The organism is Telluria sp. BA11 (assembly GCF_056680305.1).
On sequence record NZ_CM155275.1, the window covers coordinates 3,770,452 to 3,785,388 of the forward strand.

Annotated in this window: 11 protein-coding genes and 1 pseudogene; 8 read left to right on the plus strand and 4 right to left on the minus strand. The window is 62.5% G+C overall.

Annotated elements, in window-relative coordinates; translation table 11 throughout:
* Window positions 1-56: 56 nt before the first annotated feature.
* Genes AC1MGT_RS16645 through AC1MGT_RS16660 form a run of 4 tightly spaced genes read right to left on the minus strand, consistent with a single transcriptional unit; the run spans window position 57 to window position 2,014 of the window.
* Window positions 57-806 carry an MBL fold metallo-hydrolase gene (locus AC1MGT_RS16645; RefSeq protein ID WP_499501106.1) on the minus strand — a complete coding sequence of 250 codons (750 nt, stop codon included), beginning with the start codon at window positions 804-806 and terminating at the stop codon, window positions 57-59.
* A 22-nt stretch (window positions 807-828) separates the two neighbouring features.
* A complete protein-coding gene (locus AC1MGT_RS16650) occupies window positions 829-1,245 on the minus strand; it encodes a YeeE/YedE family protein (protein WP_499501107.1) in 417 nt (138 codons plus the stop codon).
* Window positions 1,246-1,254: 9 nt separating this feature from the next.
* Window positions 1,255-1,686, minus strand: coding sequence for a YeeE/YedE family protein (locus AC1MGT_RS16655; protein WP_499501108.1), 432 nt, complete (start codon window positions 1,684-1,686; stop codon window positions 1,255-1,257).
* A complete protein-coding gene (locus tag AC1MGT_RS16660; RefSeq protein ID WP_499501109.1) occupies window positions 1,667-2,014 on the minus strand; it encodes an ArsR/SmtB family transcription factor in 348 nt (115 codons plus the stop codon). The genes AC1MGT_RS16655 and AC1MGT_RS16660 overlap by 20 nt, the downstream gene beginning before the upstream one ends.
* Before the next feature lie 210 nt (window positions 2,015-2,224).
* Here AC1MGT_RS16660 and AC1MGT_RS16665 point away from each other — a divergent pair, with 210 nt between their 5' ends.
* From AC1MGT_RS16665 to AC1MGT_RS16700, 8 genes and pseudogenes are all read left to right on the plus strand, one after another.
* Window positions 2,225-5,113 (plus strand): insulinase family protein, encoded by a 2,889-nt coding sequence (locus AC1MGT_RS16665; RefSeq protein WP_499501110.1) that lies wholly within the window; start codon window positions 2,225-2,227, stop codon window positions 5,111-5,113.
* Window positions 5,114-5,414: 301 nt separating this feature from the next.
* On the plus strand, window positions 5,415-6,431 hold the full coding sequence (locus AC1MGT_RS16670) for a LysR family transcriptional regulator (protein WP_499501111.1): 1,017 nt from the start codon (window positions 5,415-5,417) through the stop codon (window positions 6,429-6,431).
* Between the two features lie 17 nt (window positions 6,432-6,448).
* Window positions 6,449-8,059: a GNVR domain-containing protein gene (locus tag AC1MGT_RS16675; protein ID WP_499501112.1), complete on the plus strand. Its 1,611-nt coding sequence runs from the start codon at window positions 6,449-6,451 to the stop codon at window positions 8,057-8,059.
* 310 nt (window positions 8,060-8,369) lie between these two features.
* Entirely contained in the window at window positions 8,370-9,617 is a 1,248-nt protein-coding gene (locus AC1MGT_RS16680; RefSeq protein ID WP_499501113.1) for an MraY family glycosyltransferase, read from the plus strand.
* Window positions 9,618-9,682: 65 nt separating this feature from the next.
* Window positions 9,683-10,699 (plus strand): annotated as a pseudogene (locus AC1MGT_RS16685) (SDR family oxidoreductase); the annotation flags it as partial.
* Between the two features lie 254 nt (window positions 10,700-10,953).
* Window positions 10,954-12,309 carry a murein biosynthesis integral membrane protein MurJ gene (gene murJ / locus AC1MGT_RS16690; protein WP_499501114.1) on the plus strand — a complete coding sequence of 452 codons (1,356 nt, stop codon included), beginning with the start codon at window positions 10,954-10,956 and terminating at the stop codon, window positions 12,307-12,309.
* Between the two features lie 17 nt (window positions 12,310-12,326).
* Window positions 12,327-13,577, plus strand: coding sequence for a glycosyltransferase family 4 protein (locus tag AC1MGT_RS16695; RefSeq protein ID WP_499501115.1), 1,251 nt, complete (start codon window positions 12,327-12,329; stop codon window positions 13,575-13,577).
* Window positions 13,567-14,916 carry an O-antigen ligase family protein gene (locus AC1MGT_RS16700; protein ID WP_499501116.1) on the plus strand — a complete coding sequence of 450 codons (1,350 nt, stop codon included), beginning with the start codon at window positions 13,567-13,569 and terminating at the stop codon, window positions 14,914-14,916. The genes AC1MGT_RS16695 and AC1MGT_RS16700 overlap by 11 nt, the downstream gene beginning before the upstream one ends.
* The last annotated feature ends 21 nt before the right edge of the window (window positions 14,917-14,937 follow it).

Below are 14,937 nucleotides of genomic sequence, written 5' to 3' on the forward strand. Positions count from 1 at the left end.
CATATGATAAGACGAATGGGACCGATGCTGCCACCAGCACGATTGCAGCGCAGACTTCAGCCCTGGAGACTGACGCCCATTTGCCGGCAATAGTGAGCGAGGCGTTCGGGCAGATCCGCCGGACACACGCCACACGCCCGGTTGCCCGGCACGGCATAGTCGATGAAGGTCGGGTAGGGCAGGGCAAGCTCGGCCATAATCGAGCGAAACTCATCAAGCGTCTTGCCGGCGCCGAGTCGCAGGTTGCGCTGTTTTTCCTGGGCAATTGAGGAAACATGGCGCTGCTGGTAATCGTGGGCGGGATAGACCAGCGTCTCATCCGGCAGCGCGAACAGTTTTTCAGTCACGCTGCGATACAGCGCATCGGCATCCCCGTTCTGGAAATCGGTGCGACCGCAGCCGTCGATCAGCAGGGCATCGCCGGTAAAGACCCGTTCGCCCAGCAGATAGGAAAAATGTCCATCGGTATGGCCGGGCGTATGCAGCGGCTGCAGGGATATGCCGCCGACCTCGAACGGACGGCCTTCCTCGATTGCGACATCGGCGCAGGGCAGGTTGTCGAACGCGGGCGCGGCGATCTTGCTGCCGGTGGCGTTGCGCAATGCCAGCGCTGCGGTGATGTGGTCGGCATGAATATGGGTGTCGAGCGTGAAGGCCAGTGTCAGCCCCAGATCGTGCAGGACGCCAAGGTCGCGCTCCATACTCACGATCACGGGGTCGATCAGGATGGCCTGGCCGGTCTGCGGATCACCCAGCAGATAGGTATAGGTGCTCGACAGCGGTTCGAAAAGTTGCTTGAAAATCATGGTACCTCCGGTGAGCGGTGGATCAGGACCCGCGCCGTTCGATGAATTCAAAGATGCCCATGCCAGCCAGCATGGCGGCGCAGAAAATGAGCGGCTGTACTGCGCCCGTCGCGAGCGAAGCCAGCGCCGGACCAGGACAGAAACCGGCCAGTCCCCAGCCGGCGCCGAAGGCGAGGCTCCCCAGTACCAGCCGGCGGTCGATCCGGGTGGCGGTCGGCAGCTGCATGGGCTCGCCCAGCAGCGATTGCCGGCGCCTGGCAGCGACCCGGAACGCGGGCAATGCCACCAGGATCGCACCGGCCATGACCAGCGCCAGCGACGGGTCCCAGCGGCCGGCCAGGTCGAGAAAACCCAGGACCTTGGCCGGGTTGGTCATGCCGGATACGATCAGGCCGATGCCAAACACGAGCCCGGTAATCAATGCCATCAGGATGTTCATATGTTCTCCTCAAGCCAGTAGATGGCGCACGATGAACACGGTGGCAAAACCCGCGCCCATGAACGCGAGCGTCGCCGCCAGCGAACGGGCCGAGCCGCGTGCCAGCCCGCACACGCCATGGCCGCTGGTGCAGCCGGCGCCGTAGCGGGTGCCGATGCCGACGAGCAGGCCGGCGGCGATCAGGGTGCCCGTGCCGGCATCGATGCGCATGGCGGGCAACGGGGCGGCCAGCATGTACACGAGCGGCGCGGCGATCAGGCCGAGCAGAAACGCGATGCGCCAGCCAAGCTCGACCGGGGCCGGGCGCAGCAGTCCGCCGAGGATGCCGCTGATGCCGGCGATGCGGCCATTGAACAGCACGAACATGGCGGCCGCGAGGCCGATCAGCACGCCGCCGCCCAGCGCGGTCCAGGGTGTGAAGTCAGTCCAGTTTACGGTCATCGCTGCCTCCCGGTTGTGCACAGAATTGCTGGTACAGGACCTGCAGCACGGCGCTGGCCGCGTTGCTGGCCAGGCTGTAATAGATTTGCTTACCGTCGCGCCGGGTCGTGACCAGGCGCTCTTCCCGCAGCACGCCCAGTTGTTGCGAGAGGGTGGGCTGGGCAATGCCCGACGCCGCTGCCAGCTCGCTGACGCAGTATTCGGCCTGGGTCAGCTGGCACAGCAGCAATAGCCGGTCCGGGTTGGCCAGCGTCTTGAGCAACGCGCAGGCGCGCACGGCGGCGGCTTGCATCTCTAGCAGGTTCAAAGGTTCTGGATGATGGTTCATGGTATCGCTTTCGTCAGACTCTATTGAAACACACTATATCGAAAAACAAAATATATTTTAGTATATTGATGAGTCTGTCACCCTGGTTTGGCCGGTGCCAACGCGTGTGCCCGGCACGCGGTAGAATTTCAGGGCATTGTGGTCGTCATGCCGTCGTTCAACGTCTTCATGGCCCACCACGACCATTGCCATATTCTGAAAGAACCGTACATGAGTCATTTCGAGCACCTCCGCAGTCACGCCATTCCTGCACTCCAGGCCACGATGGAAGAGTATGTCGCGCCAGCATCCGGCGCGCGCCACATCCACCTGACCACCAGCGGCGCCGACATGGCGTTCCTGGTAGGCTTTCCCACCGTGCCCGACGCCAGCGATGGCCGCGCGCACATCCTCGAACACCTGGCGCTGTGCGGCTCGCAGCGCTATCCGGTGCGCGATCCGTTCTTTGCCATGCTGCGCCGCTCCACCGCGACCTTCATGAATGCGTTCACCTATGCCGACCGCACCGTGTATCCGTTCGTCAGCACCGACGAAAACGATTTCTACAACCTGCTCGACGTGTACCTCGACGCCGCCTTCTTCCCGAAGCTCGACTACCTGAACTTCCTGCAAGAGGGCTGGCGCTATACGCTCACCGATGGCGTGCTCGGTTACCAGGGCGTGGTCTTCAATGAAATGAAGGGTGCGTTCGCCGACCCGGGCCACGCGCTGTACAAGGGCCTGACCTCGACGATCCTGACCGGCACCACCTACGAGGTCGATTCGGGTGGCGATCCGCTGGCCATCCCCGAGCTCACGCACCAGATGCTCAAGGACTTCCACGCCAGCCATTACCATCCGTCGCAGGCGGTCTTCATGACGGCCGGGCCATTGCCTGCTGCTGCGGTCCAGGCCCGCATTGCCGAGCGCGTGCTGGCGCGCCAGATCGATGCCTCCGCGCGGCGCGTGCCGCAACTGGCCAGCGCTTTCGCGGCGCCGCAGCGCAATACCGTGCGCATTCCGTCGCAGCAGGGCCGCGACAACGAATTCGGGCTGCAAATGACGTGGCTGATGGGCGAGTCGGCGATCCCGAAAGTGGCGTTCGAAGCGAGCCTGCTGTCGGCCGGCCTGCTGGGCGACGCCGCGGCACCGCTGATGAAGGCGATGGAGACGGCGGGTTATGGCCGCCCGTCGGGCTTCAATGGCCATGACGACAGCGCCCGCCAGATGTTGTTCCACGTCGGCATGGAGGGCCTCACCGAGGCCCAGGCGCCGCTGGCCGAAGCGCTGATCTGGTCCACGCTGGAGCAGGTGGCCGAGCAGGGCGTGGAGCATGCCACGCTGCAGGCCGCGCTGCGCGACCTCAAGTACCAGCAGCGCAATACGCGCAGCGGCAGCATGCCGAACGTGCTCGAACGCCTGCTGGTGGCGCTGCCGGTCGCGATGCGCGACGGCGACGTCGTCACCGCGTTCGACAGCGATGCGATCCTGCAGGCGATGGAAAGCGATATCGCCGATCCGGCTTACTTCAAGGCGCTCGTGCGTAACCTGTTGACCTCGCCTGGCCGCTTGGTCTCGACCATCGTGCCGGACGCCGCCTATTTTTCTGACCGTGACGCCGTGGAAAGCGCGCGTCTGGCGCAGGCCTCGGCCCAGCTGACCGACGCCGACCGCGCGCGCATTGCGGCCGATACCGTAGCCCTCGAAGCGCACCAGAAAACAGCCTTCGATTCGCAGGTGCTGCCGCGCATCCGGCCCGGCGACGTGAGCACGCAGCCGCGCGCCTTGCCCGCGTTTGCACCGACCGCGAACGACATCCATGCGTTCAGCATCGGTTCGAACGGCATTTCGTCCGCCAGCATCGTGTATGACGTGTCGGCCATCCCGGCCGCCGACTGGCCATGGCTGGCGCTGTACACGCAGCTGCGCGACGATCTCGGCCTGGATGGCCAGGACTACGCCGATGCCGGCGCCTGGCGTCAGCGCATGGTGCCGTCGTTCGGCTTCGATCTGCAGCCGTTTCAGCTGCCGGACGGCGCGCTGCGCATCGACCTGACGGTATCGGCCAACGCCCTGCGCGAAGAGCATGCCAATATCGTCGCGGTGCTCGACGCCTATATGGCCCGACCACGTTTCGACGAGGCCGTGCGCCTGCGTTATCTGCTCGAGCGCAAGGTGGAAAACACGCTGGACGACCTGGCGCAGGCCGGCAGCCACTATGCGTCCATGGCCGTGAGCGCGCCGCTGGCACAGGTGCGGCGCTTCCAGGACGCCATTGCCGGACCGACGGCGCTGGCATTCAACGCGCGCCTGAAAACCCTGGCCGCAACGCCGGAAGGTGTGGCGCAGGTGGCGGCCGAACTGGCGCGCATCCACGCCGCCATCGTGGCACAGCGCCCGAGCATCCTGTGCGCCGGCAGTGGCGACGATGGCCATGACCTGGCGCGCCTGCTGGCGGCGGCGTGGCCAACGTCCGGCGCCACCACGGGTGCAGCTGCGGCGCCTGGCGAGTTTGCAGAAGCCGCGCCACAAGCCCCGGCGAACGTCGCGCTGCACGCGGCAGGCCAGGTCAATCACTGCAATATCGCCTGGGCAGTGCCGATGTCGCACGACGATGACGCCGGCGCCCTGAGCGTGGCTGCCGAGCTGTTTACCAACCAGGTGCTGCACACGGCGCTGCGCGAAGCGGGTGGCGCGTATGGCGGCAGCGCCTCGTATGCAGGTGATTCCGGTGTGTTCTCGATGGCCTCGTTCCGCGACCCGCGCCTGGCGGCTACCTACCGTGATTTCGATGCGGCAGTCGACACCATCCTGGCGTCCGACTACAGCGACGAGCAGGTCGAAGAAGCCATCATCGGCGTCATCAAGAAGCTCGACAAGCCGGAAGCACCGTGGGATGCGGTACGCCTGGGCTGGCGCATGTACCGGCGCGGCACCGACATGGCCACGCGCGAGCGTTTCCGCCAGGGTGTGCTCGGCTGTACGCAGGCGCAGGTGAAGGCGGTCGTGCAGAAGTACCTGAAGAACGGCACGGCGAGCCGCGCGGCGTTCGCCGGCAATACCGAGCAGGATCTGGGCGGCCTGGCCGTGGTGGATCTGTCGGTGCTGGCCGGCGCTTGATGGCGGTTTGCCGATGGCAGGCGGCTGCCATCGATAGCTGCTGGTAATACTGATTCCCTATTAAAATAGTTTAAATACTATATTTAATAGGGAATTTCTTTTTTGTATATTCGGCAGGTGCAATGCCTGCTGTCGGATTCAGTTAGCCTGAATTTTTTTTCGCTATTCCGATGCATTGACGGCACGCAGAATCCAATCGGGAGGTCCTGCATATCATCCAATGGTATTGCGCATACGCGCGGGATGTTTTGAAGCTTTTCTCAATTAAATATCTGCACGGATAATGTAAGTGGGATACGCCATGAAACTGTTTGAACCATTGGATATTCTGCCGGATATCGCGCATGTAATCGATCATGACGCCAGATCGCCATCTGGCGCCGTTCAGTCTTGTAAAACCAGGACGCCGCGTATCAGTCTCAAGCAATGGAACATGTTTCACGCTGTAATTGATTTCGATGGTTTCGATGGCGCCGCCGATCAATTGCACGTAACCCAGTCGACCGTCAGCCATGCCGTTGCCAAGCTGCAAGAGCAACTGGGCGTCGCGCTACTGGAACTGAAAGGGCGCAAAGCGCAGATCACCGCCGCTGGCCAATGTTTACTGGAAAGGTCGCGCGAATTGGTCAGGCAGGCCAACGCGCTCGAGGTGCTGGCCGACACGCTGCGCCATGGCTGCGGTCCGGACATCCGCGTGGCGATGGACCCCGGCTTTCCATCCGACCTGCTGATCCAGGCCGTGCGGCAGTGCTCGCCGTCACTGCACGACCTGCGCCTGAGCGTCAGCGAAGTCACGCCCGACGGCGCGCGGCGCGTGCTGCATGCGGGCGAGGCCGACATCGTCATCGGCGCGCAGCCGGTGCCGGGCTTTGCCGCCAGTTTTCTGTTCGAGGTCGAGCATATCGCTGTGGCGCATCCCGCCCATCCGCTGTTTTTGGGCAAGCGAAACATCACGCATCATGAGCTCAACACGCATTCTCAAATCGTCATCGCCCCGGCGCAACAGGGTGGCGGCGCCGGCATGGGCGAGGCGGTGCTGCCTCATCCCGGTTCCTGGCGTGTGTGCAATCCTGAGCGGGCCATCGGTATCCTGCGGCAGGGTGTGGGCTATGCGTGGCTGCCCAGGTTCCAGGTACAACAGGCGCTCGACGCCCGGCATCTGCGCGCCTTGCCGCTGGCGGGCGCGCGCCATCACGGCACACGCTTGTACCTGATGTGCGCACAGTCGGTGGCGGCGGGGTCGGTGGCCAGGCAATTTGCCGATGCGCTGCATGCTTGCAGCGCGCGCTGCCGCCAGGCAGATACGGGCCAGGCATGAAACGCGCTCTGCAGCCAATGGCCACGCCGCTGTCGCGGCGCAGCAGAGAGGGCACGGAGTCCTCGGCGCTGCTCGCGGTCCGGCACGTGCTGCGCAACGGCTGGCTGATCGCAGCCGTGGGGTGCGCGATCGCGATCTTCGCCATTGCCGTTGCACTCAGTGTGAAGCCGGCCTACGAATCGAACATCCTGATCCAGATCACGCGCAACGCGCCGCCATCGGCCGACGTGCAGACAGAAACCCCGGCCATTACCGAAATCGAGATCCTGCGTTCGCGCTCGATCCTGGCGCGGGTCGTGACTGCCCTGCACCTCGATATCGCTGTCGAGCCGACCCTGTTTCCCGTGGTGGGCGCCTTCATCGCACGCAGCAATCCAGGGTTGTCGGAGCCCGGCCTGTTCGGCGTCGGCGGCTATGTATGGGGAAACGAGCAGGTGCGGGTGGACATCTTCAATGTGCCTGATGCGCTGCTGGACCAGCCCTTCAATCTGGTCGTCAGCGGCCCGGATAGCTATACGCTCAGCCAGCAAGAGGCCGGCATACGGTTGCACGGCAAGGTTGGCCAGCGGCTGCACGCCAGGTTGCTTGCGGGGCCGCTGGACATCCTGGTCGCTCAAATTCACGCCAGACCGGGCGCGGCGTTCACACTGTATCGAAGTCGCCAGGGGCAGGCGGTGGACAGGCTGCAACGGTCATTGGCGATCGCCGAAAAGGGACGGCTGTCGAATGTGATCGGCGTGTCGCTGCAGGGCGCCAGGCCCGAGCTGGTCAGCCGGATCCTCAATGAAATCGGCGACCAGTATATCCAGCAGCAGACCACCCAAAAAAACGACGAGGTGAAGAACCAGCTGGTGTTCTACGACCAGCAAGTCGCGCAAGCGCAACGCCGCATTCATGAACTCGATGCCAGGCTTGACGAACTCCTGCAACAGCACGGCGCATCCGACCTGAGCGAGGACGCACGTATCCTGGCCCAGCAATCGCTGGTGCTGCAGGCCGAGCTCACGGCAAAGGAGCAGCAGAAAATCGCTTTGTCGGGCCGCGTTGGCGAACGGCATCCCGATATGCTGGTCGTGACGCGGCACATCGCCTCGATCCGCGGTGACCTGGCCGATATCGAGGCCAGGCGCAAGGGCTTTGGCGCAGCCCAGCAAGAAATACTGGCGGTCAATCGTGACAAGCTGGCGCACAGCCAGATGAGTTTTGAACTGCTCAATACGCGCCACAAGCTCGATGCATTGATGCTGTCCAATCACGTCAACGTGCGCGTCGTCGACCGGGCCCAGATACCGTTGCAGTCAGTCACGCTCGGCTTGCCGGTCATGCTCGTGCTGGCTTGTCTGCTGGGGTTGGCAGGCGGTGTCGGCGCCTCGGTATTGAAAAATGCACTCGTGCGGCGCAAGCACCGGGGCGGGGCGGCCTGGGCCGTGCGGCGGCTCGCGATCGGTACGCAGGCGCCGCTGGACGAAGGCAATATTGGCCCGCAAGACGCTGTGCCGCCCACTGCTGAGCAAGGCGAGGGCGCCGTCAGCACCGCCAGACGTGAGGCGCCAGCGGCTCCAGGACACGGTGAAGCGTCAGCCGACGCCGCCAGGGGCGGGGCACCGACGACGACCGTGCAGGAGTGAGCTGGCCTGCAAATGCTTTTGCCGTCTGAACCGCGCAGTCGTCGCGCCCACGGCAACCCGGTGTGCACGTTTCTACTCCTGCGTCCTACTCCACTCCGCCATCGTGAGTGTATTTCGGTCGATATTTTCTAATGGATTGATCGCTGAAGAAACCAATCATAAAAATGCATCTGATGACGGAGGTGAGACGGCAGATGCATCGATATTTTCAACGTTTTCTTACTCGCCAATTTGCTAAAGTAAACACCGGTTTAAAGGCGGCCTAAACGAATATCGAGTGTGTCGATAACATCGTCATTCTGAGCCGTGCATGTACCTGTCGAACGTTTTTCAGATAAAAACGGAGGGCGTGATGGCGATAAAGAATTTTAATGATGTTGAATCCGTGTTGCCGCCTGAAGTAATGCTCCCGCTTCTCGAAACGTTTTTATTGGCATTGCTGGTCAGCTTGTTCATTTGCATGCTCAATATCCTCACCGAGCGTTGGCATGGCAGGTTTTCATTTGATATCGATGTCAATGGTGTCCAGAAAGTTCACAAGAACATGGTTTCACGCACTGGTGGCGTGGCCATGGTGGCGGGCGTACTGGCAGTCCCGGCGTATGGCGGTCTGGTGGGCTATCCGCTAGCGCTGCAAACCGAAACAAACGCGCTCATTTTGCTGCTGTTGCTGGCAGCACTGCCAGCTTTTTTGGCCGGCATCGTCGAAGACCTGACCAAGCAAGTGTCGGTCCGTCTCCGGCTGTGCGCCATCCTGACCAGCGCCGTGCTCGCCGCCTGGCTGGTGGAAGCGCATCTGCCGCGCCTGGATATCTGGGCGCTCGACGGCGTCCTGCACTGGCTTCCCGTGTCGTTTGCCGTGACCGCGTTTGCAGTGGCCGGTGTCTCCAATGCCATCAATATCGTCGACGGTTTCAACGGCGTCGCCGGTGGCACGATTGTCGTCATTCTTGCCGGCGCAGGTTTTCTGGCATGGCAGGCTGGGGATCCCATCGTCACCCTGCTGGCCTTGGCCGGGATAGGTGCCACCATCGGCTTCCTGCTGCTCAATTACCCGACCGGCCGCCTGTTCATGGGCGACGGTGGCGCGTATTTCATCGGCTTCTGGGCGGCAGAAGTGGCAGTGCTGACGATTGTGCGCAATCCCGGCATCAACGCGTGGCAGATTCTCGCCATCTACGCGTACCCGGTGATCGAGGTCCTGTTCAGCATGTATCGCCGAAAGTTTCTGCACAGCGCCCTGGTCGGTGCGCCGGACCGCCTGCATCTGCACTCGCTGTTCTACCGCCGCGTTGCCTGCAACAAGATCCGCGTCGTCCGCTACACATGGCGCCGCAATGCGGGCGTGGCCTGCTTCGTCACCGCCTGGCTCAGCGCCGCGACGATTGCTGCCGTGCTGCTCGGCGATACCGTGCCTGCTGCAGTGGCGCTGGTCCTGGCCCAGATGGTGATCTACGTGGCGGTCTACATGCGCCTCGTGCGGGGCCATTGGGGGCGCTGCCGCCGCCCCGCCGTCATTCTCGGTCTTCGGCCACAGCCCAGAAGCAGGGCGGTCTGACCGATGCGGCCTCGCGCACACCCAGCACATCCATCCCATTTGCCACCCCTGACAGGAACCGGTCCATGCCCAACTTCGACAATATCCAGAAGGCGCTGCGCGCGCATCCCCAGCGGTGGCTGATCACCGGTTGCGCGGGCTTCATCGGTTCCAATCTGCTTGAAACGCTGTTAAAGCTCGACCAGACCGTCGTTGGCCTGGACAATCTGTCGACCGGCTTTCAGCGCAACCTGGATGAAGTGCGCAGTCTTGTAACCGCCAGCCAATGGCAGCGCTTCACGTTCCTGCATGGGGATATCCGCGATCCGCACATGTGCCGGCAGGCCGTCGCCAACGTCGACAAGGTGCTACACCAGGCTGCGCTGGGTTCGGTGCCACGCTCGATTGCAGACCCGCTCGCCACCAACGACGCCAATATCAACGGCTTTCTTCACATGCTGGTGGCGGCGCGCGATGCGCAGGTGACATCGTTCGTGTATGCGGCATCCAGTTCGACCTATGGCGATCACCCCGATCTGCCCAAGGTGGAAGAGCGCATCGGCAAGCCGCTGTCACCCTATGCGCTGACAAAGTACGTCAATGAGCTGTATGCGGACGTGTTTTTCCGTTGCTATGGACTGCGCACCGTGGGGCTGCGTTACTTCAACGTGTTCGGCAAGCGCCAAGATCCAAACGGCGCCTACGCCGCCGTGATCCCGACATGGATCGCAGCGATGATGGCAGGTCGCCAGGTGCAGATCCATGGCGACGGCAACACGAGCCGCGACTTCTGCTATGTCGAGAATGCAGTGCAAGCGAACCTGCTGGCGGCGATGGCGCCGGTTGAGGCAGGCAGTGCGGTCTACAACGTGGCCGTGAACGAGGCAACGACGCTGAACCAGTTGTTCGCCTCTCTAAAAACTATTCTCACCACGCAGGGTGTAACGGCAATCATGGAACCGTGTCACACCGCGTTTCGCGCTGGCGATGTGCGCCATTCGCGGGCGGATGTGAGCAAGGCCGTGCGTGAACTCGGGTATGCGCCGGCTTACCGCATCGATGCCGGCCTCAAGGCGGCTGTGCCGTGGTATCGCAAGCACCTTGGCAATCCCATGCCGGGTGCGGGCGCTGTTGCCAGCGAATTTGCCGGCATGGTTGGGGACGAGTTTGTCAGCACGGTTGCGGATGAAGTCGCCGGCACTGTTGCGGACCACGTTACCAGCACTGTTGCCAGCACTTGCGCCAGCACCGGCGCCAGTGATAAAGCCACGGCAGGCGCGGTGTAAACCATGCTCACGCCTGCCAAGCATCTGCCGCAGGCGCTGACGATGTCGCCCAGCCGCGACGCGGAGGGCAAGTGAGTCTGCTCGATACGCTCGGCGCACGGTGCCGCATCGCCGATCCGCAGCATCTCGCGATTTTCCGCGGGCTGCTGACTGTGGCGCTGTTCACTCTGCTCGGCAAGCTGATGAGCGCGGCGAAGGAAATGGCCGTCGCCTACCGTTACGGCCTTGCCGCCGAGGTGGATGCTTACCAGTTCGTGTACAACCTTGTGTCCTGGCCACTCGGCATCTGGGCCAGCGTGCTGACTGCAGTGCTCGTGCCGCTGGTGGCGCGCATGCGCGTGTCCAGTCCGCAGGCGATCCCGCGTTTTCGCGCCGAACTGGCCGGTTTTACGCTAGTGCTGGGCATGGCGCTGGCGCTGCTCGGGTGGCTGGGCATCGGCGCCTTGTTGCGGTTCGACCGAAGCGGCTTGCCGGCGCACTCGGCGCAGCTCGCCGCGACGGCGCTTCCCGGCCTGATCCTCATGCTGCCCCTGGGCCTGCTGGTCGCGCTGCTATCGACGTGGCTGCTTGCAGCGCAGCGCCACGTCAACACTTTGCTCGAATGCGTGCCAACGCTGTTCATTGCAGCCGCAGTCCTGCTATTTGCTGGCGGCGGTATCAACCCCCTTGTCTGGGGCACGATTGCTGGCTGCGCCTGCCACCTGCTGACGCTCCTGGCGCCGATGTCGAGGCACCGCGAACTCGAAGCGCCTGTCTTCACCAGAGACTCTGCTCAGTGGCAATGGTTCTGGCAAGGCTTCGGCATCATGCTCGCTGGTCAGGCCTTGATGAGCTTTACCGTGATCATCGATCAGTTCTATGCGGTTGGCCTCGGCACTGGGGCGCTCGCCACGCTGGGCTACGCAAATCGGGTGTTGTCGCTGATTCTCGGCCTGGCAGCCATCGCCGTCTCGCGCGCCACGCTGCCGGTGTTCTCGCAGGTCAGCGCCGATGCTGAAGGGGAGGTCTACCGCGTCGCCGTGTCGTGGGCGCGCCTGATGTTCGCCGGTGGGGTCGCCGTCATGCTGTTGAGCTATCTCGCCGCGCCGTGGGTGATACGGCTCCTGTTCGAGCGGGGCCAGTTCGGTGCCACCGACACGGCGCAGGTCGCCGCGGTATTGCGCTACGGCTTGCCGCAGTTGCCCTTCTATTTTGCGTCGATGGTGCTGGTGAGCTACGCCCTCAGCCAACGCCGCTACGGCTTGATTGCCTGGTCCGGCGTCATCGGCTGTGGCGGTAAGGTACTTGGCAACCTGTTGTTGGTGCCACGTCTTGGCGTCAATGGCATCGCGCTGGCGACGATGGCGGTGTACGGTCTCAACGCGCTGTTCTTCTGGCTGGCGCTGCGGCGCCGGCCGCCACCACGGCGCCCTGCGCCGTGTCTCTAAACGATGGAGCGCATCCAGTGAAGATCCTGTTGCTGATGCATAGCTTGTCCGCCGGGGGCGCAGAGCGCGCCGCGTGCACACTGGCCAACTTCTGGGCGGGCAAGGGGAGCGAGGTGACCATCGTCACGCTGGCGCCGGTCAGCGCCGATTTTTATCCGCTCGATCGCAGGGTCGGGCGCATTTCACTCGATCTGGCCGGGGCCAGTCGCCATGCGCTCCATGGCCTGTGGCAGAACACAAGGCGTGTGATGGCGTTGCGGCGCTTGTTGCGCAGTCTGCGGCCAGACATCGCGCTCGCAATGATGAGCACGCCAAATGTGCTGCTGGCCCTTGCCAGCCTGTGGTTGCCAGCGTTGCAGACGATCGGTTCCGAGCGTTGCTATCCGCCGCACGCAACGCTCGGCCGCCTGTGGCACGTTCTGCGCCGCACGCTGTACGGCAGGCTGTCGGCCATGGTGGCGTTGACGGGCGAGTGCGCGCACTGGATCGAAACGCGAACGTCGGCGTCATGGGTGGTCGTCATTCCCAATGCCATCGCCTGGCCACTGCCGGACAATCCGCCGCGGCGCAGTCTTCCCAGACTGTGCCAGCCGCAGCGCAAGCGTTTGCTCGCCGTCGGGCGCCTCGACCCCGTGAAAAACTTCGATGCACTGATCGTCGCGTTCGCGCGCCTGGCGGGTGCTTTTCCAGAGTGGGATCTGGTCATTCTTGGGGAGGGCCCCGAGCGTGCCCGGCTGGCAGCGACGATCGGGCGCATGGGACTGGTGCAGCGCGTGGCCATGCCAGGGATGGCCGGCAATGTCGCGTACTGGTATGGCCAGGCCGATCTCTTTGCGTTGACCTCGCTTTCCGAAGGCTTTCCCAACGTCCTGGCCGAAGCGATGGCCCATGGCGTGCCTGCGGTCAGCGTCGATTGCAATACAGGGCCGCGGGACATCATCCGGCACGGTATCGACGGTCTGCTGGTCCCGCCAGATGATATCGCCGCCCTGAGCGAGGCATTGTCACGCGTGATGGGAGATGCGGCATTGCGCGGGCAGTTGGCGATCAATGCGACGCAGGCGAGGGAGCGCTTTTCGGTCGAGAAGATCGGGCAGATGTGGGAAACATTGTTCCTGTCGCTGTGCGGCAGTCGGGCACTGGCCCATGCAGGTGGCCACAAAGTCAGCCATGCAGGCACTCACAAAGTCAGCCATGCAGGCAACCACGAAGTCACCCATACAGCCAGCCGGTTGGTTGCAACGGAAGACCCTGCCCATGAACCATGACCTCGCCGCCGGCAACGAAGCGAGGCTGCCCAATTGGCATGGGTCACGAACACCGCCACGCACTGACCACCGGTTTTTCGTCAGATACCACACGCTGTTGATGGCGGTTGCGCTTGGCGCCATGTACGCCAATCTGCCCGTTTATTTATATGTCCTCGATACGCGATTATTGCCGAAGTTTATTTACTTCGGTATTTTTGCATTCATTGCGCCGCTGATGGCCATACGGTGGCAAGCGCTTGGCGATTACCTGGTGTCGCCATTCGCGTTGTGGGCATTATTATTATTTTCTTTGAATATGATCCACTTGGCTGGTTTTCCTGCCAGCGCGGACGTTGGAGGGGCAGCGTTCTTGGATATGCATGCCGAAGCCAGGCGCTCCCTGATCACGACGCGCGCACAATATATTCTGTTCGCCCTGTTCCTGGGATTCGTTGCTTATATCTCCCCGGCGAGAATGTATTTGCGGATCATGTTCGTCCTGATGGCCGTCGTGCCATGCGCCGTCATCGTCGATTTTGCCAACCCCGGATTGTTGTATCCGGTTGATTTGACTGGTGCAGTGCTTGGGCGGGCGGCAGCCATGTTCATCAATCCGAACCTGGCCGGGGAAGCCATCCTGCACATCGTCGTACTCGGCTTTGCCGTACTCGATCGCCGCTATCGGATGCCCCTGTTTTTATTGGCCGGGATCACCATCCTGACCACATTTTCCCGCGCCGCAATCATTGCGTGGATGGTATTGCTGGGGCTCTTTATTTACAAGCGAACATTACCTAAATCCGCTGTGATATCACTGTCAATTGCAATCGGTATTCTTCTCGTCTTTATCGGCAGCTTTGAAAGTTATATATCTTCCAGAGAGGAATTTGAAGACGCAGCCACTAATATTCTGTCGAGGCTCAACTTCTTCTCCAGCTTTACCTTCGATGATGATAGCTCGGAAGAGCGGGCAGGTGTGATTGAGGCTGGTTGGGAGTTATTTCTTCAAAACCCTTTATTTGGTTCAGGTGCTGGTGCCACGCATTTTTGGCGGCACCGGGGAAGCACGCATAACCAGCTTCTTCTTTTAGCGGCCGAATACGGCGTCATGGGGATTTTATTATGGGGATGGATGCTCATCATGCTCTGTAAAAGCAGGTTTTTCAGCGATCCGGGGTTGCGGTATGCGATGGCATTCCTGTTCGCGTTCATGTCGATGTTCACCCATCAGATGCTCGATGCCGCCTCGTACTGGCTGGCCACGTTCGCGCTGGTATGCGCCACGCCGGGCAGTGCACCGGCCGGCTCATTGACGCCTGGGCCCTGGCCCAGGCAACGCCTGGCGCGCCAGCGCTGAAAAAAACGCCGTCCAGTGTGT